The 18,257-nt window shown below is 58.5% G+C and carries 16 protein-coding genes, 1 pseudogene and 1 riboswitch; of the genes and pseudogenes, 3 read left to right on the top strand and 14 right to left on the bottom strand.

Annotated features, from left to right (window positions below; translation table 11 throughout):
- Positions 1-3: 3 nt before the first annotated feature.
- Positions 4-336, top strand: a pseudogene (locus ADN00_RS04760) (peroxiredoxin family protein); the annotation flags it as partial.
- The gene (locus ADN00_RS04755) at positions 329-964 is read left to right on the top strand and encodes an SDR family NAD(P)-dependent oxidoreductase (protein WP_075061802.1); all 636 of its coding nucleotides are present in this window, start codon (positions 329-331) and stop codon (positions 962-964) included. The pseudogene ADN00_RS04760 and the gene ADN00_RS04755, both read left to right, overlap by 8 nt.
- A 70-nt stretch (positions 965-1,034) precedes the next feature.
- On the opposite strand, the gene eno is transcribed toward ADN00_RS04755, so the two are convergent.
- The 14 genes from eno to ADN00_RS04685 all read right to left on the bottom strand — a co-directional run bounded on the left by eno (position 1,035) and on the right by ADN00_RS04685 (position 16,976).
- The gene (gene eno, locus ADN00_RS04750) at positions 1,035-2,333 is read right to left on the bottom strand and encodes a phosphopyruvate hydratase (protein WP_075061801.1); all 1,299 of its coding nucleotides are present in this window, start codon (positions 2,331-2,333) and stop codon (positions 1,035-1,037) included.
- Between the two features lie 167 nt (positions 2,334-2,500).
- Positions 2,501-4,153: a CTP synthase gene (locus ADN00_RS04745; RefSeq protein WP_075061800.1), complete on the bottom strand. Its 1,653-nt coding sequence runs from the start codon at positions 4,151-4,153 to the stop codon at positions 2,501-2,503.
- Between the two features lie 285 nt (positions 4,154-4,438).
- Positions 4,439-5,176, bottom strand: coding sequence for a hypothetical protein (locus tag ADN00_RS04740; RefSeq protein ID WP_075061799.1), 738 nt, complete (start codon positions 5,174-5,176; stop codon positions 4,439-4,441).
- A gap of 235 nt (positions 5,177-5,411) precedes the next feature.
- Positions 5,412-6,281, bottom strand: coding sequence for a S1 RNA-binding domain-containing protein (locus tag ADN00_RS04735; protein ID WP_075061798.1), 870 nt, complete (start codon positions 6,279-6,281; stop codon positions 5,412-5,414).
- 142 nt (positions 6,282-6,423) lie between these two features.
- Positions 6,424-7,674 (bottom strand): S41 family peptidase, encoded by a 1,251-nt coding sequence (locus ADN00_RS04730; RefSeq protein WP_075061797.1) that lies wholly within the window; start codon positions 7,672-7,674, stop codon positions 6,424-6,426.
- Between the two features lie 86 nt (positions 7,675-7,760).
- Positions 7,761-8,990 carry a winged helix-turn-helix domain-containing protein gene (locus tag ADN00_RS04725; RefSeq protein WP_075061796.1) on the bottom strand — a complete coding sequence of 410 codons (1,230 nt, stop codon included), beginning with the start codon at positions 8,988-8,990 and terminating at the stop codon, positions 7,761-7,763.
- A gap of 28 nt (positions 8,991-9,018) precedes the next feature.
- Positions 9,019-9,660: a pyrimidine 5'-nucleotidase gene (locus tag ADN00_RS04720; RefSeq protein ID WP_075061795.1), complete on the bottom strand. Its 642-nt coding sequence runs from the start codon at positions 9,658-9,660 to the stop codon at positions 9,019-9,021.
- A gap of 58 nt (positions 9,661-9,718) precedes the next feature.
- Entirely contained in the window at positions 9,719-10,498 is a 780-nt protein-coding gene (locus ADN00_RS04715) for an ABC transporter ATP-binding protein (RefSeq protein WP_075061794.1), read from the bottom strand.
- 4 nt (positions 10,499-10,502) lie between these two features.
- Entirely contained in the window at positions 10,503-11,534 is a 1,032-nt protein-coding gene (locus tag ADN00_RS04710) for a FecCD family ABC transporter permease (RefSeq protein ID WP_075061793.1), read from the bottom strand.
- Positions 11,535-11,536: 2 nt separating this feature from the next.
- Positions 11,537-12,466 (bottom strand): ABC transporter substrate-binding protein, encoded by a 930-nt coding sequence (locus ADN00_RS04705; RefSeq protein ID WP_075061792.1) that lies wholly within the window; start codon positions 12,464-12,466, stop codon positions 11,537-11,539.
- Positions 12,467-12,645: 179 nt separating this feature from the next.
- Positions 12,646-12,790, bottom strand: a riboswitch (cobalamin riboswitch).
- A gap of 69 nt (positions 12,791-12,859) precedes the next feature.
- The gene (locus tag ADN00_RS04700; protein WP_082389887.1) at positions 12,860-14,293 is read right to left on the bottom strand and encodes an ATP-binding protein; all 1,434 of its coding nucleotides are present in this window, start codon (positions 14,291-14,293) and stop codon (positions 12,860-12,862) included.
- Positions 14,214-14,912, bottom strand: a complete 699-nt coding sequence (locus ADN00_RS04695) for a DnaD domain-containing protein (protein WP_075061790.1) — start codon at positions 14,910-14,912, stop codon at positions 14,214-14,216. Before ADN00_RS04695 ends, ADN00_RS04700 begins: the two co-directional genes overlap by 80 nt.
- Complete coding sequence (gene dnaB, locus ADN00_RS04690; RefSeq protein WP_075061789.1) at positions 14,909-16,300, bottom strand: replicative DNA helicase; 1,392 nt, start codon at positions 16,298-16,300, stop codon at positions 14,909-14,911. Before dnaB ends, ADN00_RS04695 begins: the two co-directional genes overlap by 4 nt.
- A 79-nt stretch (positions 16,301-16,379) precedes the next feature.
- Positions 16,380-16,976, bottom strand: a complete 597-nt coding sequence (locus ADN00_RS04685; protein WP_201781141.1) for a bifunctional nuclease family protein — start codon at positions 16,974-16,976, stop codon at positions 16,380-16,382.
- A gap of 377 nt (positions 16,977-17,353) precedes the next feature.
- On the opposite strand from ADN00_RS04685, the gene ADN00_RS04680 reads away from it, so the two are divergent.
- Positions 17,354-18,037, top strand: a complete 684-nt coding sequence (locus ADN00_RS04680; protein ID WP_075061788.1) for a response regulator transcription factor — start codon at positions 17,354-17,356, stop codon at positions 18,035-18,037.
- Positions 18,038-18,257 lie beyond the last annotated feature (220 nt).

Here is an 18,257-nt window from a genome sequence, read left to right as displayed (position 1 = left end):
AGGGCGCACCTGGCCAGGTTGAGTCAGGACCACCAACTTTTTGAAGAGCGCGGCGCGCAAATTCTGGCGATGGGACCAGATGGTCCGCTGGGGTTTAAGCGCTACTGGGCTGAACACGAGATTCCCTTTATTGGCATGGCAGATGTGAAATCAAAAATGTCTGACCGCTATTACCAGGAAGTGAATCTGTTCAAGATGGGCAGAATGCCGGCTGTCTTTGTCATCGACCGCCAGGGAATGATCCGCTACGCCCATTACGGCGATTCGATGAAAGATATTCCTGAGAACCAGGAAATTCTGGATGTGATTGACCGATTGGAGAAAGAAGATGACTGATACAGCCCTGATTTGGGGTGCGTCGGGAGGAATTGGACGCGGTTTGGTTGAATCGCTGGTGGATCACGGCTGGCAGGTGGCGGCGGTGGCGCGCCGGGGCGATTCATCCGTTGGGCCGGCAACCTGGACGGCGGAAGCTGACGCGAGCGATGAAGCCGCGGTGCAAAGAGCAGTGCAGGAGCTGGCCCAGCAGGCCGGTGAAGTGAACTGGTGGATCTACGCCGCCGGAGATATTCTCTCCAGCCCGCTGGAGAAAATGGAACTCAAAGATTGGCAGCGTATATTACAAGCCAACCTGACGGGCGTTTATCTGACGGCCAAATACAGCCTGCCGCTGCTTGCACCTGGAGCTCCCCTGTATATTCTGGGCGCGGTGAGCGAGCGCATGCGCCTGCCGGGCTTGAGCGCGTACGCGGCAGCCAAGTCCGGGGTGGAGGCGCTGGCCGAGGTGATGAAAAAGGATCTGCGCCGGACGGTGGTGGTGGTGCGCCCCGGCGCGGTGAAGACCGCCTTATGGGATAAAGTGCCCTTCAAGGCGCCGCCCAGCGCGATCAGCCCTCAGGATCTGGCCAAGAAAATGCTGACGGCCTACCAGCAAGGGTATAAAGAATTAAAACTGGATTTGTGATTCTCCGCGCTGATGGCATGAAAAAAGCGCGCGGGATTGCCCGCGCGCTTTTTGATTCTTGCGGCAGAAATTACTTGTGAGCCTGTTTGAGGGCGTTCCAGCCGGCGAAGACGGCGGTTTCACCCAGTTCGGCTTCGATGCGCAGCAACTGGTTGTATTTGGCCACGCGGTCAGAGCGGGCGGGGGCGCCGGTTTTGATTTGGCCGGTGTTGAGGGCCACGGCCAGGTCGGCGATGGTGGAGTCTTCGGTTTCGCCGGAGCGGTGGGAGGTCACGGTGGTCCAGCCAGCGCGGTGAGCCAGTTCCACGGCTTCGATGGTCTCGGTCAACGAGCCAATCTGGTTCAGTTTGACGAGCAGCGAGTTGCAGGATTTTTCGGCAATGGCGCGGCGAATGCGGTTGGGGTTGGTAACCACAAGGTCGTCGCCAACGATCTGGATGCGCCCGCCCATTTCGGCGGTGAACATCTGCCAGCCTTCCCAATCATCCTGGGCAAAGCCGTCTTCGACCGAGACAATCGGATACTGGTCAACCCAGCTCTTCCAGAAGGCAACCATTTGCTCGGAGGAAAGCTTCTTGCCTTCTTTGCGCAGGTTGTATAATTTTTCATCAGCGTCGTAGAACTCGGAGGCGGCCGGGTCGAGAGCGATGGCAACCTGTTCGCCCGCTTTGTAGCCGGCTTTTTCGATGGCTTCGAGGATCAGTTCGACCGCTTCGGCATTGGATTTGAGCGCGGGGGCGTAGCCGCCTTCGTCGCCGACCAGGGTGGTGTAACCGTGGGCTTTGAGAACGCCTTTGAGGGCGTGGTAGATCTCAGCGCCCCAGCGCACACACTCAGAGAAGTTGGGCGCGCCCAAGGGCATGACCATGAATTCCTGGGCGTCGGTGGACTGCCAGCCGGTGTGCGCGCCGCCGTTGAGGATGTTCATCATCGGCACGGGCAGCACGTGGGCGTGCACGCCGCCAATATAGCGGTAGAGCGGCAGGGCAACGGCGCTGGCGGCGGCTTTGGCCACGGCCAGGCTGGTGCCCAAAATGGCGTTGGCGCCCAGTTTGGATTTGTTGGGGGTGCCGTCCAGCTCGAGCAGGGTCAGGTCAATGGCGCGCTGATCGGTGGCGTCAAAACCGAAGAGGGCTTCCGCGATGGTATCGTTGACGTTTTCAACGGCCTGGAGAACACCTTTGCCGAGGTAGACGCTTTTGTCGCCGTCGCGCAGTTCGAGCGCTTCATGAATGCCAGTGGAGGCGCCGGAGGGAACCGCGGCACGACCCCAGCTTCCGTCTGTCAGAACAACCTCCACCTCAATGGTGGGATTTCCTCGTGAGTCGAGGATTTGCTGAGCAGTGATCATATCAATTGTGGTGTCCATTTTTTTTACCTCTCAGTTATTAATTATTGGGCGGTCTCTTCACCGCAGAGACTTGTTGAATTGACAGAATAAGTATAATATGGTTTTTCTTTCGTGGAGGGGCGGGGGCAACTTTTCAATCTTAAAATATTGTGAAAAATATCACCAACGCCTTTTGCCGGCTAAGATCAGGCGGATTCGTCTGGCATGCCGATGGCCAGTGGGCGGGTCTCCACGCCAGCACGCTCGCACACGGCGGCCACAAAGGCGCTGAACAGGGGATGGGGGCGGTTCGGCCGCGAGAGAAATTCGGGGTGGAACTGTGAGCTGATCATGAAGGGGTGGTCCTTGAGTTCGCAGATCTCCACCAGCGTGCCGTCTGGTGACAGGCCGGAGAAGAGCATGCCTTGTTCTTCATAAACCTGGCGGTAATCATTGTTAAATTCAAAGCGGTGGCGATGACGTTCTTCCACCTTTTCCACCTGGTAGGCCTGGGCAGCGCGGGTACCTGGCTGCAGGTGGCAGGGGTAAAGACCCAGGCGCATGGTGCCGCCCATATCGCTGATGGTGCGCTGCTCGGGCAGCAGGTCGATCACCGGGTGGGAGGCAGTGCGGTCAAACTCGGTGGAGTTGGTTTTGTCGTCGCCGAAAATGTGGCGGCCAAATTCCACCACCATCAACTGCATGCCCAGGCAAAGCCCCAGATAGGGGACTTTGTTTTCGCGGGCGTGGCGAATGGCCATGATTTTACCTTCAATGCCGCGGCTGCCGAACCCACCGGGAACCAGCACGCCGTCGGCGGCGTAGATATCATCCCAGCCTTTGTTCTTTTCCAGGTCGGCGGAATGCACCCACTGAATGTCCACGTCCACGCCCAAGTGCAGGGCGGCGTGTTTAAGGGCTTCGCGCACGCTCATGTAGGCGTCGTGCAGTTCAACATATTTGCCCACCAGGGCGATTTTAACCACCGGTTTTTCGCGGTGGATCTCTTCCACCAGTTTCTTCCAGCTGTTCCAATTGGGCTGGGTGCGCGCTTCCAGGCGCATGCGCTCCAGGATGTATTCACCGATCTTGACCTGCTCGCAGAGAAGCGGCACTTCGTAGAGGGTGGAGGTGGTAACCATGGGCACCACGGCGCGTTTTTCCACGTCGCAGAAGAGGGCGATTTTGTCGAGCAGCGAGGGTTCCACGGGGAAATCGGAGCGGGCGACGATAATATCGGGTGAGATGCCGATGGAGCGCAGCTCGCGCACGGAGTGCTGGGTGGGTTTGGTTTTCAGCTCGCCGGTGGCGCCAATATAGGTGAGCCAGGTTACATGGATGTAGAGGGTGTTCTCGCGCCCCAAGTCGCCGCGCAGCTGGCGAATGGCCTCCAGGAAGGGCTGGCTTTCGATGTCACCCACCGTGCCGCCCACCTCAACCAGCACAATCTCGGCGCCGGTGGTTTTGGCCACCAGGCCGATGCGGCGCTTGATCTCGTTGGTGATGTGGGGGATGACCTGAATGGTGCCGCCCAGGTAATCTCCGCGGCGCTCTTTTTGAATCACCTCGGCATAGACCTGGCCGGTAGTGATGTTGCAGACGTGGTTCAGGCGAATATCAATAAAGCGTTCGTAGTGACCCAGGTCCAGGTCGGTTTCGGCGCCGTCGTCCAGCACGAAGACCTCACCGTGCTGGTAAGGGCTCATGGTGCCGGGATCGACATTGATGTACGGGTCCAGTTTTTGGACGGCAACCTTAAAGCCGCGTTCTTTTAATAACCGGCCGACGGCAGCGGCAGTAACGCCTTTGCCCACCGAACTGACTACGCCGCCGGTGAAGAAAATATATTTTGTTTCCATGCTTGTCTCCTCTAAAAACAATAGATTTCAGATCGACCCCAGATTAACAAGGAAATGGGGAGGGCCGTTTTATCGGCGCCTCCCCATCGTGTGGTTGAGTCGGTTCTTATGGTCAAACTGTTGATGTTGTAAAAACACATTCATACGCGCATCACCAAAAATAAAGCCTGACGTGTACCGTTTTTTTTTACCGGTTTCGGTCAAGCTTTAGAACTTGCGGGGTTGTTTGACTTAACAGAGTTAGTTTACCATACTTCAAGCAGTTTGCAAGAGCGTTAACTCGGATCAGCGAATCCCGTCGGGGTAGGGCTCTTCAAACCCATACCACGCATCCCAGGGGTGCGCTTCTCCCAGCCAGGGGCAGTCGAGGGTGGCCGGGTCGGGCCAAACGCCGCCCCAGCACAGTTTGGGCGTCCAGCCGCGGCGGAAGCGCACCGGGCTTTCCCACAGGGTGTCGCCGCCGGCCGAGCGCAGGACGAAATTGTAGTCGATGGTCCAAAACGGAGGATCGATGACATACGGATTAACCGAATAGGCCAGGGCCTGGCGCGGTTCGTCTGGGTTGGTTTGCAGCTCAAAACTTAAGAAGGGCGTTTCGCGGGTGTCGTACATTTCCAGCACCAGCCCTGCGGGGGCAGGTTGGTTGAACTGGAACAAAAAGGTGCAGCTTTTCACTTCGGTAATCAGTTCGGGCAGGCCGTCTACGATTTGTGCCACCTGCGCGTATTCGGGCATGGCAAAGCTGGCCGGGTCGTCCAGAGAGTCTTGCGGCAGGCACCAGGCCGAGAAACCGTCCGCTTCCAGGGCCAGTTGAGGGGTGGGCGTGGGTTCGGGGGTATCGGTTGGCAAAGGGGTGGCGGTAGGGGGAATAGTGGTTGGCGTTGATGTAGGCGCCAGGGTGGCGGTGGGAAGCTCTGCCGGTGGGGCGACAGTAGGTTCCACGGCGGGCGCGGGGGCCGCGCAGGCTGCCAGCAGCAAGCCCAACAAAAGGGCGCCCGCAAGGAGAATGGTATATTTCTTCATTGTGACTCCTGAGTGGGTAGGCACGAATTGATAACTCGCTGCTTATTGTAAACCCGATTGCTCTACGCAAGCGCACCTGTTTTGCAAAAAACTGAAAAGAGAGGACGTTGGTGATACTCGGCCTGTGATGTGAGGGTGATAAAAGCAAAAGCCCCGAGTTCATCGGGGCCAAATTGCTTTGAGCGAATGGGAGTATGTGGTTTGATGGCGAGTTGGGGGCCATCTTCCCCAGATGTTACTCTTCGGTGCTCTTCTGTTCCAGCGTGCGAGCCAGAATCTTCTCTTGTTCGGAAGAAACTGATTTTTCGCGTTTGGATCGTTCAGCCTGCTGCTTGCGGCTCTTGGCGCGTTCCATGGCTTCGCGCATGGCGATTTCCATGAAGGTCGGCTCGGTTTTGCCTTCGGGCGTGCTGTTGAACTCGTAAGAAATCTCGCCGCCGTCAAATTTTTCACGCTGTTTGCGGGGTTTCTTGGGGCGCGGGGCGCTGGTGCGCGGAGCGCGGGCGGTTCTTTCACCAGTTTCAAACGCCTGCTGGCTCTTGCCGGCAGAAACGGGGGCTTCTTCTTTTTCTTCGGGCACCGGCTGGAGGGCCTTCATGCTCAGTTTGATTTGTTTCTTGCGGCGGTTGACTTCCAAAACTTCGGCTTCAACTTCATCGCCTTCTTTGAGCATGTCGGAGGGCTGGCGGACGTAGCCGTGAGCCATTTCACTGATGTGAACCAGGCCAGGGCGCTCGGCGCCGATCTCAACAAAGGCGCCAAATTTCTCCAGGCGCACCACTTTGCCTTTGACGGTCATGCCTTTTTTGATCTCGCGCCATTCCAGGTCCAGCGGTTTGATCATGGTCAATTCGATGTGGTCGTCTTTTACGCGGTGAACGTAAACTTCAACCTCGTCGCCCTCTTTGAGGACTTCGTCGACACGATTGACCACCACTTTGGGGTCATTCGTGTTAATCATCTGCGAGACATGCATCACCGCCGGCGTTCCCACACCGACGTCGATCAATGCTCCCGCCAGGCTGGTTTTCATCACCTTACCTGTAAATTGCATCTTTGGCTTGATTTCTGGGCGATCTTCATTCGCCACAACGTTAGATTCCATATTAAACACACTCCCATCGATTTTTTTCAGCGAGGATCAATTATACACTGCTGACCCTGAACTGTCAATTAAGAAACGCAGAATACCGCTGGAGAGAATGCGCGCCTTGACGTGCGCTGCGGTCTTGCGGGTGATCCACCAACTACGATTGAGCCTTAAGCAGCTCGACGGCTTTTTCAAGCTGAGGGTCGAGGTTGTTCTCAACATCTTCTTCCGTAATTTCCACTGAAAAATCGGGCTCAATGCCCACTTCATGGATCTGGCGCTCATCAGGAGTATACCACCGAGCGATGGTCACGCGCACCGCGCCCTGTTCATTTTTGAGCGGAATCCAATTTTGGACCGAGCCTTTGCCAAAGGTGGTGGTGCCTACCAGCAGGCCGCGCTCCAGGTCTTGAATGGCGCCAGCGGTGATTTCGGAGGCGGAGGCAGACCCCTCATTGACCAGCACAACCAGAGGAATCTGGGTGGCCAGGCCTCCGCCGCGCGAATAGTACATCTCGCGCTGGCCGTTGCCGTAATCTTCAATCATTACCAGTTCGTCTTTGGGGATGAACTCAGAAATCACGTCGATGGCGGTATTCAGGTAGCCGCCGCCGTTGTAGCGCAGGTCCAGAATCAACCCATCGGGGTTCTGCGCCAAAAGCTCTTCCAGCGAGCTGCGCAGTTCTTCTCGGGTGCGCTCGCCGAAAGTGGTGAGCTGGATGTAGGCAATATTCTCGCCTTCCACCATTTCGCCATATACGCTGGCCAGCTCGATTTCCGCGCGAGTGATGGAAACATCAAATGGTTCGGCCTCGCCTTCGCGCTGGATGGTCAACACCACAACCGTTCCAGCAGGCCCCAGCACGCGGCGCAGAACCAGATCGGGAGCCAGCTGGGTGATGTCCTCTCCGTCCACGGCGATGATCTGGTCATCGGGTTTAAGCCCGGCTTTTTCCGCGGGGGAATTGGGCATAGGGCTGATGATGGTCAGGTACTCCTGCGTGGTGTCAACAAACGCGCCAATGCCCTCGTAGCTGCCGTTGAGCGGCTGGTTGGCCTGTTCAAATTCAAGCGGGTCCATGTAACTGGTATGCTGGTCGCCCAGGGCAGCCAGCATGCCGCGGATGGCCCCACGCATGAGGGCGACGTCATCAACCGGCTGGTCGATATAATCCCTGTGAACGATGTCCCATGCTTCCCAAAATGGTGCAAAGATTTCCTCGGTGGTGGGAGCATCGCCTTCACTTTTGTTCCAGGGGAGTTGTGAGAATAAGGACCCCCCATTGAGATTTGCGGGGCTGCCGTTCTGGTACGCCAGGTATGCCCAGCCTGCCAGTGCCCCACCCAGAAATGCAGCCAGGGTGATGGCGGCCATGAGCAAGATTAAAAAAATGCTGCGAGTTTTCATTCAGCGTATCTCCGATAATTTATCAAGCATTGTACTGCTTAAGCCTATCATAAGATTCTAAATTATGGATAAGAGCATGCAAAAGGTTATTCGGCAAAGTATGGATTGGGCTCCATTTCCAACGACAGGCTGGCCTGGGGCGATAAGCGCAGGGATTTGGCGCTGAGGAAAGACGCCAGACGCTGCAGGGCGGCCTGAAGCTGAGGCTGAAACAGCGCGCGTGGCGGACGGGTTTCTTCCCACCACCAGTTGAGGACCACCAGCTCGCGGGTTTTCTTCTCCAGGCGCGGCTCAATGCGCGCCACCAGGTTCTCGCCGAACAGAACCGGGAGAACATAGTAGCCGTATTGGCGTTCTGTAACCGGCTTATACACCTCCCAGCGGTAATTGAAATTGAACAGCGCCTGAATCATGCGCCGGTCCCACAGCAGGTTGTCGAGCGGAGCCAAAAACGAGACCCGGTCGGGCAGGCCGTTCTGATCAGGGATGGATTCTAACAGGGGCAGGCTTTCGGTGGGGGCGTAGAAGGGGTAGGGAATACCTTCCACGGCTATCTCCACCAGTTGCTTGTCTGCGGCCAGGCGCTGCAGCGCGGCTTCGCGTTGACTCGCTTTCAGGCCGAGAATGCCCAGCCAGGCGTCTCCGGCGCGGTTCCAGAGCAGGCCCACGCTTCGCACGCGGCGGGCGACGTGCCAGGCGAAATAATCTTCATCGCGTGGGTTGGGATCGGGAGTGTTGAGCAGGCCGGCTGGCAGGCAGCGGTGGGCAAAGTCGTAGACCTTGCGGGTGTGAATTTTGTGGTGAATGACCAGCTCGCCCCAATAGTACATGCTTTCCAGGGCGGCGCGCGCGGCGCGGGTGGGGGCCCAGAACCAGTCCACGGTGTGGTTGATATCCAGGTCTTTGGAAGAGAGCGGACCGCGCTCTTGCAGGGCAGCGCGCACCTGCGGCAGCACGTCCGCGGCCGGGCGGTGCGGGGCGTTCAGGCGGCGGTGATAATGGTCGCGATAGCGCTGGAAGTACGGCCAGTCTTCCACGCAGTAAATTGACATCATCTTGTCCCAGCCGTCCAGCAGGCGGCGGTCTTCATATAAAAGGGATTTCAAATCGGCGGGGGAGAAATCTTCGACGCGCGCGTGCAGCACCAGCTCGTGGTTGTGGCCGGCAATGTTGAGCGGGTCGAACTGCACGCAGCCCACTTTGCGGATGAACGCCATAATACCGCTTTTCCCCTGCCATTTGGCCGCGGGGTAAAGCCCCTGGTATTGGAGCAGGTATCGGCGCGCTTGGGAGGGGGTAAGCTGGAGGATGGCCATAGACTGTGAAAAAACAGGGCGTGAAGGATTAGGCTTGGTTTTGCAGGACGGCGGGCAGGTCTTCGATGCGGGCAATGCTGCGGTGGGCGGCGGCGGGTGCTTTTTCTGGCGGGCCCACATGCACGCTGAACAGCCCCATTTGCGCGGCAGCCTGAATGTTGCGAACGTTGTCGTCGACGATGGCGCAGGCGGAGAGATCGGAGACGCCCGCGATGCGCAAGGCGGCTTCAAAGGCCTCAGGGTTGGGCTTGCAGTAAGGGGCCACGTCCAGAACGTCGATAATGCGCTCAAAATATGGCCGGATATTGAAGAAATCCAGCACGCGGGTCGAGTGGTTGCGGTCGGAGTTGGTGAAAATGATTTTGCGCTGCGGCAGGTTGGAAAAAACGTCTTGCAGGCGCGGGTTGGGGGTGAGCAATTCCTTTAACGGTATATCGTGGACGTAGTCCAGATATTGGTGGGGGTCAATGCCGTATTCGATCTGCAGGCCGCGCAGGGTGGTGCCGTATTCAAGGTACAGACGGTCGCGAAGCTGGGATATCTGTTCGGGAGGGAGATGGATCTGGTTATGAATGAAGGAGTTGATGCGCGTGCCGATGGCGTCCCAGATGCCGTCGCGGGGCGGGTAGATGGTATCGTCGAGGTCAATCAGTAAGGTTTGGATGTGCATACTGCCCAAGTATACCGCGAACCGCGCCGGCGGCGAGAAAGGAATTGGCGGGTAATTCTCAGGACGCGCGCGAGGCCGGCAAGATGGCTGCCTGACCGCTCTGCCGGTCGGCGATGACAATGAGCGGAATCTGGTAGGCGCGGCTCAACAGGCTGGCGGTGAGCACCTTCGCGGGGGTATCGAGGGCTTCCAGGCGGCCGTCCACCAGCAGGGCCACGCGGTCGGTGTAGCGCGAGACCAGGTTGAGGTCGTGCAGGGTAAGCAGAATGGTCAGCCCGACTTCGCGCGCCAGGCGGCGCACCAGATCGAGCAGGTTGTACTGGTACTTGAGGTCGAGGTGGGTGGTGGGCTCATCGAGCAGCAGCACAGGCGATGACTGGCACAAAGCGCGCGCCAGCAGCAGCCGCTGCTGCTCCCCGCCGGACATTTCGGCCACATGGCGCTTGGCCAGGTGCAGGGTATCGGTGCGCTGCATGGCCAGGCGGGCAATCTCCTGGTCGTGGGCAGAAAGGTTGCCCAGCCAGCCAATATGGGGGGTGCGCCCCAGCAAGACCACTTCCCAGCCGGTGAAGGCGGGCGGCAGGGCGCGGGCCTGGGGCACAACGGCGATCAGGCGGGCGCGCGCGTCTGTGGGCAGAGTGGAGACATCTTGCCCCAACACGGTTACCGTCCCCTGCTCAACGGGGATGGACGCGCTCAGGGCGCGGATGAGGGTCGATTTGCCCACGCCGTTGGGGCCGATCACGCCCAAAATTTCCCCGCGCGCGACGCGCAAGTCGATATGGCTGAGAACGCGCTGGCCGGAATAAGAGACACTCAGGTTTTTTACATGGAGCATGGCATCACCAATAGTTCTGTTGTTTCGCGCGGCGCAGCACCCACAAAAAGAAAGGCGCTCCGGCCATCGCGGTGATAATTCCCACCGGCACTTCGCGGGGGGCGAGCACCAGGCGGGCGAGGATATCGGCGCACAACAAGAGCGTCGCGCCGTTAACAATCGAAAGCGGGATGAGGCGGCGGTAATCGGGCCCCCAGATGAGGCGCACGGTGTGGGGCACAATCAAGCCCACAAATCCAATGATGCCGGCAAAGGAAACCGCCGCGGCAGTGGTGAGCGATGCGGCCAGAATCACCAGCCATCGGACGCGGTTGACCGGCAGCCCCAACTGTTGGGCCTGTTCATCGCCAAATTGCAGAACATTCAGGGCGTGCCCCAAACTGGCAAGAATGCCGAGGCCCACAAGAATGAAGGGAAAAATAACCAGCACCGGCTGCCAGCCAGTCTGCGAGGCGCCGCCCAACAACCAGACCAGGGCGCGGCGCAGCTCACCGCTGGCGTTGATCATCAGGTAAGAGGTGAGAGCGGTGGTAAAAGAGCTGATAGCCACGCCAGCCAGAATCAGGTTGGTGATGGGCAGGGTAGCGCCCACCCGCGCCAGCTGGTACACCACCAGCACGGTGAGCAGGGCGGTAAGAAAGGCAAAGGTGGGAATGGCCAGCAGCCCCCACAGGGTATAAGGCCAGCGCACGCTCATTGCCAGAACCGCGCCCAGCCCCGCGCCAGAAGCCACCCCAATCAGGTAGGGGTCGGCCAGTGGATTGCGGAAAAGCCCCTGGTACGACGCGCCGCTGCCTGCCAGGGCCGCCCCGGTGAGGGCGATGAGAACCGTGCGCGGTAAGCGCAGGTCAAAGATGATGGCGGCAAAGGGCTGCCAGTCGGCGGGGATGGTTTGGCCGCTGAGACGAGCGCCCAATAACCCCAGCAGGGTGGTGGGAGGAATGAAGACACTGCCCACCGCCACGCTGGCGATCAGGCAGGCTGCCAGCAACAGCAGGGGAATGAGCGGGATACGGCGGGCAGTGAGCATGGGCATGTTTATTTCACCAGGTCGGGGTGGAGGATTTTGGCCAGTTCTTCCAGGCCATCCACCAGGCGTGGCCCGGGGCGGCCCACCAGATCGTCATTAAAGGGCAGCACTTTTCCGTTCTGAACAGCGGATAAGGCATTCCAACCGGCGCGTTCGGCCACCATTTCGGGGGTTACGCCGCCCCAGGTGGAGTCGCCCAGCAGAATAAAATCGGGGTCGGTTACGATCAATTCCTCCAGCGAGAGTTGCACCCAGGGGCTGTCTACGGTTACGGCGTTTTGCCCGCCGGCCATGTTGATCAGCAGGTCAATAAACGTGCCGGGACCGCTGGTCCAGGGTTTGGCGGGGTCGGAGCCGTCCAGCTCATAAAAGACGGACGGACGGGTTTCCACGCTGGCCACCGCCTGTGTAACGGCTTCCACACGGGCTTTCAGCTCTTCCGCCAGGGCGGCGGCTTCGGCTTCGCGACCGGTCATCTTGCCCACGTTGACCAGGTTGGTATAGAGGCCTTCCAGATCGGTGGGGTTGGGAACCATGTAGACGGTGAGGCCCAGGTCTTCGAGGGCTTTCACATCTTCGGCGGTGTTGATTTCGGCCACCAGCACCAGGTCGGGCTGTAAAGCGGTGATGGCTTCCAGGTTAAAGCCGCTCATCCCGCCCACCGAGGGCAGGTCCAGGGCTTCGGGGGGGTAATTGGTGAAGTCATCGCGGGCGATGACCTGCGCGCCCGCGCCAATGGCGAAGAGAATCTCACTGTTGGAGGGGGCGGTGGAGACAATCTTTTGCGCGGGCTGCGCCAGGCTGACCTCACGTCCGAGGGCGTCGGTGAGGATGATTGGCTGGACAGCCGTTGGACTGGTAGGCGCGATGGGCGCGCAGCTGGCCAGCAGCAGGCTGAGCAGGGTAAAGAGTAAGACAGGCACAAAACGGCGTTTCATTTTTGACTTTTCCTTTTCATTGGTTTGATGTTCTCTGGCGGTTGGTAACAGGTCTCGTTTTTGTGCCCAGGCGGCTGTGCAAATAAAAATCCCTGCCTTGGAAGACAGGGAGGTTGGACAATGCGTTTCTTGCGTGGGAAAATCTGCGCCGCACGGTTCCCACCTCCTTTCTGCGAGGTTGTGGCGAACAGCTTATTGAAGGATGACCTGGCTTGGAGAGGGCGTCTCCTTACAGTTGCGCGACAGCACCGGACTTGAACCGGTTTCACCTTTTATTAGCCTTCCCATCCGGGGGAGAGGCGGTCAATAAGCGTTATTCAATTGTATTTTGATTCTACGAGCATCAAGGGCGCGCGTCAAGGAGAAGCCTGTCCGTTTTACGCGCCAGCCTGCTTATTTGGGGGCGCGTGTTGAGCGGCGCGGGGCGCGCTGCTTTTCGCCGGCGGGGCCGATGTGGTAGGGCGGCACCAGAATTTTATTGATCTTGCACAGGCGCTCGTCCAGCAGGCGGCTGCGAATGCGCGCGTCGATCTCTTCCATCGAGTAGACGGTGGTGATGACGGTGGGCTTGCGCGCGTAGTAGCGGTGGTTGAAGATCTGGTAGAGCTTTTCGCGCGCCCAGGGAGTGGCGGTTTGCGTCTCCAGGTTGGTGAGGATGAGCAGGGGCGCGTCGCGCACCTGGTTGAAGATTTTGTCGTACGACACCGGGCTGCGCGGGTTGAAGGTGGCGCGCAGGTGATCGAGCAGGTCGGTTACCTCCTGCATGATGGGCTGCTCGCCCATGCCGGCGCGCCAGTTGCCAATGGCGGCGGCCAGGTGGGTTTTGCCGGTGCCGTAATCGCCCATCAGCACCAGCCAGCCCTGCGGGTTTTCGGCAAATTCCTGGGCGGCGATGAAGGCTTTTTCCAGACTGCGTTTTTCATCGGTGGAGAGGTTTTCTTTCTCGCGCAGGTTAAAGGTGCCAAAGGTGCGCTCGCTGTGCTGGTAGAGAGTAGAGAGCTTCATCTGCTCGGGCTGCTCTTCGGTGGAGATGCGGTAATCGGGGGCGAGGATTTGAACCTTGTTAACCAGGTCTTTATCTTCGAGGCGCGAGCGCACGCGGCCTTCGATCTCGTCCAGCTCGAGGTTGGTGGTAACGACCAGCGGCAGGCGGTTGGTGTAGCGGTAATTGATGATTTGGTAGAGCTTTTCTTGCGCCCAGGCGGTGGCGTTTTGGGTGCCCAAATCGTCCAGCACCAGCAGGCGAATGTTGCGGATCTCTTCAAAGCGCTCTTCAAAATTGGATTCGGTGCTGCCGTACGAGTAGCGCAGCCAGTCCAGCAGGTCTGGCACGGTGAGGAAGAGGGTGGGCACGCCCTCGCGCACGGCCTGGTTGGCCACAGCGGCCGCCAGGTGGGTTTTTCCGCAGCCATAGCCGCCCAACAGCAGCAGCCAGCCGGTGAGTGATTGGGCAAAGAAGCGCGCCTGGTTGAAGGCAAGCGAGAGAGACGCGATCTGCTTATCGCCCAAGCCGTGCCTGCCGGTGGGGCTGAAGGTTTCAAAGGTCATATTGGAGAAGGCCTCCAGGTTGCTGAGGCGGAAGAGCCGTTCCAGGTTTTCTTGCGCCACGGCCTGCTGGCGGCAGGGACAAATGGTCAGCTTGCCAAAGTCGGGGTGGTCGATGGGCAGATCACGGCGAATAAAGCCAATGCCGCCGCAGAGCGGGCAGTTCGGGTCGCCGGGGAAAGCAGATGCGCGGGGAGTGTTTTCAGTAGTCGCCGATGTCTCCGTATTTGCCCTGGACGTAGCGTTGGCGATTTTCTTGAGAGTCTCGTCTATTGGTTCCATCGCGTTGTTCCTCCTGCCAGGATTTTAAGATGGCTTCGATATAGCGCCAGCGGCGCACATTGTTTTCCACGGCAATGCGAAAGGCATCTTCAATCCATTGGGTGGGGTAGGTTTTTTCGGCATCTTCGAGCGCGTTGGCAATGATGGGGGTCAGCGCGCCGATATTTTCTTCGTAGAGGCGGAAGATGTTGGGCCGGTCGGCGGTGAGGTGAATGTGAGCGTGCGGGATGCTTTCGGGCGACCAGGCGCCTTTCTCCAAACCTTTGATCGTCGCGCGGCCGCGCTCGGTGTTGAGCAGGTACAGCGGTTCTTGATGCGAATCGAAGGCGCGCAGCAGCGTTCCGCGGGCCACGGCCCGTTCCAGTCCTTCACGCAGGGCGGCCTGAGCGGACTGAGGCGTTTCGGCCAGACCGCTCATCAATAACTCATCGTCCAAAAAGTCGGCCTCGGTGATGAAGCGAATATGGCCTTCCTGCTGAAAGAGAAACCAGATGGTGTAGAGGGTTACCTTCAGCTCTGCCAGGTGATCAATCTGCGGCAGCAGTTCGCTGAAGAAGGCGGCCGGAACCGGGGTGGGCGCCTGATTGGGGCTGCTGGCAAAACCATTAAACACGTTCATGCCGGTCTCTGGGTCTGGCCGCGGGCGGGCGTGGCCGCGTTTTCAAAGCGGGCGGTGTTGTTTAAGAACACCAACTGAATACCGCCGTGGGTGGGGCCGTTGCGGTGCTTGGCCACAATGATCTCGGCGATGTTCTTGGTGGGGCTTTCGTTTTCCAGCATTTCGGGGCGGTGGATGAACATGACGATGTCCGCGTCCTGCTCCAGACTGCCCGATTCGCGCAGGTCGGAGAGGATGGGTTTTTTGTCGGCGCGCTGTTCCACGGCACGGGAAAGCTGCGCGCCCACCAGCACGGGAACGTTCAGCTCGCGGGCCATGATTTTCAGGTTGCGCGAAATGTACGAGACTTCCTGCACGCGGTTGTCGTTGCGCGAGTCACCGCTCATCAACTGCAGGTAGTCGACAATGATCAGGTCGAGGTTGTGCTCCATGTGCAGGCGGCGGCATTTGGTGCGCAGCTGCAGGGGGGTAATGGCGGGGGTGTCATCGAGGAAGATGTGGGTCTGGGAGAGAACTTCGATGGCGTGGGTGAATAACGGCCACTCTTCGTCGTTGAGCTGGCCTTTGCGCAGGCGCTGGGTGTCGATGCCGGTTTCCTGGGCGATGAGACGCTGCACCAACTGCTCGTTGGACATTTCCAGCGAGAACATGGCGACGTGTTTCTTGTGCTTCTGGGCGGCGTTTTTCATTACGCCCAGCATGAAGCCGGTTTTACCCATACCGGGGCGCCCGGCGATGATCAGCAGGTCCGATTTTTGCAGACCGCCCAGCAGGTAGTCGAGATCGATCAGCCCGGTGGGCACACCGTAGATGTCGTCATCGCGGCGCGAGAGCAGGTCCACGCGGTCGTAGACCTCGGAGAGCACGCGCGAGATGGGCTGCAAATCGCGCTGCACGCGCCGCTCGCTGAGACCAAAAATTTGCTTTTCGGCTTCGTTGAGGATGGTGTCGACCGAGTTTTGCTGGTTGTAGGCCAGGCGGGCCAGTTCGTTGGCCGAGGTGAGCATGCGCCGCCGAATGGCGTTTTCTTCAACCAGGCGGCCGTAGGCTTCGGCGTGCAGCGAGGTGGGGGTCTGGTTGATGAGCGAGAGAATGTAGGCCGGGCCGCCCATTTCTTCGAGATGGGCCTGTTGGGCCAGGTCTTCGGTGACGGTTAAATAGTCAATCGGCCGGCGGCTCTCATGCAGGCGGTTAAAGGTTTCCCAAATCCAGCGGTTGCGGATGATGTAAAAATCATCGGGCTGCAGAAACTGGGCCACATCGTAATACGATTCGGGGTTGATCAGAACGGAACCTAAAACAGCCTCTTCAGCCTGGCGGCTGTGCGGAGGGCCTTTTATCTGGTCGTCCAGGGGGATCTGTTCGTCGACAGGAATAGAATCGGTCATGTTTGATCACGCGAAGCGGGCGGAGTGTAAAAAACCGGGGTAAAGGTAACGCCCCGGTTGAATGGTTAAGCGCTGCTGCTCAGGATTTGTCTTGATCGTCATCCGGTTCGTCATCTTCCCCCGATTCAGATGAGTCGTCCAGTTCCAGGTTGGAGAGGAAGTCTTCGAATACGGAAAGCCGGTCTTCCGAGCTGCCGGAAGCGGGTTCTTTGGGAGCCTTGGATTCGGGCAGCTTGGGCTGTTCTTCGGCCGGTTCCTGGAGGTTTTCTTCGGGGATCACCCCGGCTTTATCCATCACTTCACGCGAAACCAGGATCGAAACATGGGCGCGCACGGCCAGGGCCAGCGCGTCTGACGGGCGCGAATCGATATTAATAATTTGCCCGTTGGTTTCAATGACCAGGTTGCCGTAAAAAACATCATCTCGCAGGCTGCTGACTTCCACCCGCACCAGGCGGGCGTTGAGCGAGGTTAAGAAATTTTTGAGCAGGTCATGGGTCTGCGGGCGGGCCACTTCAATTTCCTGCAAAGCAATGGTGATGGCTTCGGCTTCATAAGGGCCGATCCAGATGGGCAAATAGCGTTCCCGCCCCACTTCTCGCAAAACAACGATGCGCTGTTGGTTGGTGAGGGATACTCTTAAACTATCAATTACCACTTCAATCATACCGGTCATAAGCCAGTCCCTTCCCGAGATTTTCTCTCTGGAATTGTAATCTGCTTAATTCTAACACGCAGGCGAAGGGACTGCAACATTCCATGAATTGTTCTGCGGCGGGGGAAAACACCGGCGCGAACAAGATGGATGTTAATAAAGATGGTCAATATCGTGTATAATAAGTGAAACCTTTTAACATTTAAGAAATGTTTCTTAACCTTTTGCTGAATATCCCATCCTTAATGGGTTGGGATTAACAATATTGAAAGGCGTTCTTCCTTTTTTGGTTCGTTTCGAGTTCCCCGGCACAGGGGAAACGTGTATATAATACGTGAAAGTTTTCATCCCGCACTGCCGCGCGGTTTGCGCGGCGGTCGAGAAAGGCAAGCGTTCGATTGGCAAGACCGAGGGGAAAAATCCTGCTCATTGAAGGCAAACGTTCAGACCATCCTTCTTTCTTTTCCGGGCTAACGCGCAAAGGTTTCGATGTGGAAAGCGTGGGAACCGGAAAGCTGGCCTCTGAACGTCTGCAGACCAGCCTGCCGGACGTGGTGCTGGTTGATGCCGCTTCGATGCGCACCAGTGGAAAGCGGATTTGCCAATCCATTCGCGCCGACGCGCCGGGCGTGCCGATTTTGCTGGTGGTGGACGCGGATTACGATCATATGGAGCGGCTGGACGCGGATGTGGTTCTGGCCCAGCCGTTTACCCTGCAAAAGCTGCTCAACCGCATGCGCCCTCTGCTGCCCACCGACGACCAGAATTTATTAAAGGTGGGGCCGATTCATCTGGATGTGGAACACCGCTGGGCACGCTGCCAGGAACGCCAGGCGCAATTGACGCCGCGCCTGGTGATGCTGCTGCGCGCCTTAATGGAACGGCCGGGCGAGGTGATTGAGCGCACGGACCTGTTCCGGGTGGTGTGGGAAACCGAGTACACGGGCGACACGCGCACGCTGGATGTGCACGTTAGCTGGCTGCGCCAGGCCCTGGAAGAAGACGCCCGTCATCCGCGCTATCTCAAGACGGTGCGGGGCGTTGGTTACCGGTTGGATGTGGAGCCAAAAAAGCGGAAATAACGCCAGAAAACCAGCGCGCTTGACAAGGCAAGCCAGACAGGTATAATGCAGAGTATTCCAATAAAAGAATCTTGCCAGCCCGGGGATATGTTTCCCGCACACAGAGAGCCAGCGGTCGGTGCGAGCTGGCAAGCGGAAAATTCCACCCCGGCGTTCTTCCCGGAACGGCATCCCTCGCAGGAGCGATCCCCATCGCTGTAAGAGGGACGGAGGCATCCGT

Origin of the sequence: Ornatilinea apprima (genome assembly GCF_001306115.1) — a bacterium.
GTDB classification, from domain to species: Bacteria; Chloroflexota; Anaerolineae; order Anaerolineales; family Anaerolineaceae; genus Ornatilinea; species Ornatilinea apprima.
The sequence above is the reverse complement of the archived record's forward strand: the minus strand, read 5'-3'. Positions and strand labels throughout refer to the sequence as shown.

Coding starts and splice junctions, on each gene's coding strand:
- ADN00_RS04755 (WP_075061802.1), top strand. CDS start 329: ATGACTGATACAGCCCTGATTTGGGGTGCGTCGGGAGGAATTGGACGC.
- ADN00_RS04720 (WP_075061795.1), bottom strand. CDS start 9,660: ATGCACATCCAAACCTTACTGATTGACCTCGACGATACCATCTACCCG.
- ADN00_RS04710 (WP_075061793.1), bottom strand. CDS start 11,534: ATGCCCATGCTCACTGCCCGCCGTATCCCGCTCATTCCCCTGCTGTTG.
- ADN00_RS04725 (WP_075061796.1), bottom strand. CDS start 8,990: ATGGCCATCCTCCAGCTTACCCCCTCCCAAGCGCGCCGATACCTGCTC.
- ADN00_RS04695 (WP_075061790.1), bottom strand. CDS start 14,912: ATGAACGTGTTTAATGGTTTTGCCAGCAGCCCCAATCAGGCGCCCACC.
- ADN00_RS04700 (WP_082389887.1), bottom strand. CDS start 14,293: ATGGAACCAATAGACGAGACTCTCAAGAAAATCGCCAACGCTACGTCC.
- ADN00_RS04705 (WP_075061792.1), bottom strand. CDS start 12,466: ATGAAACGCCGTTTTGTGCCTGTCTTACTCTTTACCCTGCTCAGCCTG.
- ADN00_RS04685 (WP_201781141.1), bottom strand. CDS start 16,976: ATGACCGGTATGATTGAAGTGGTAATTGATAGTTTAAGAGTATCCCTC.
- dnaB (WP_075061789.1), bottom strand. CDS start 16,300: ATGACCGATTCTATTCCTGTCGACGAACAGATCCCCCTGGACGACCAG.
- ADN00_RS04745 (WP_075061800.1), bottom strand. CDS start 4,153: ATGGAAACAAAATATATTTTCTTCACCGGCGGCGTAGTCAGTTCGGTG.
- ADN00_RS04730 (WP_075061797.1), bottom strand. CDS start 7,674: ATGAAAACTCGCAGCATTTTTTTAATCTTGCTCATGGCCGCCATCACC.
- ADN00_RS04740 (WP_075061799.1), bottom strand. CDS start 5,176: ATGAAGAAATATACCATTCTCCTTGCGGGCGCCCTTTTGTTGGGCTTG.
- eno (WP_075061801.1), bottom strand. CDS start 2,333: ATGGACACCACAATTGATATGATCACTGCTCAGCAAATCCTCGACTCA.
- ADN00_RS04735 (WP_075061798.1), bottom strand. CDS start 6,281: ATGGAATCTAACGTTGTGGCGAATGAAGATCGCCCAGAAATCAAGCCA.
- ADN00_RS04715 (WP_075061794.1), bottom strand. CDS start 10,498: ATGCTCCATGTAAAAAACCTGAGTGTCTCTTATTCCGGCCAGCGCGTT.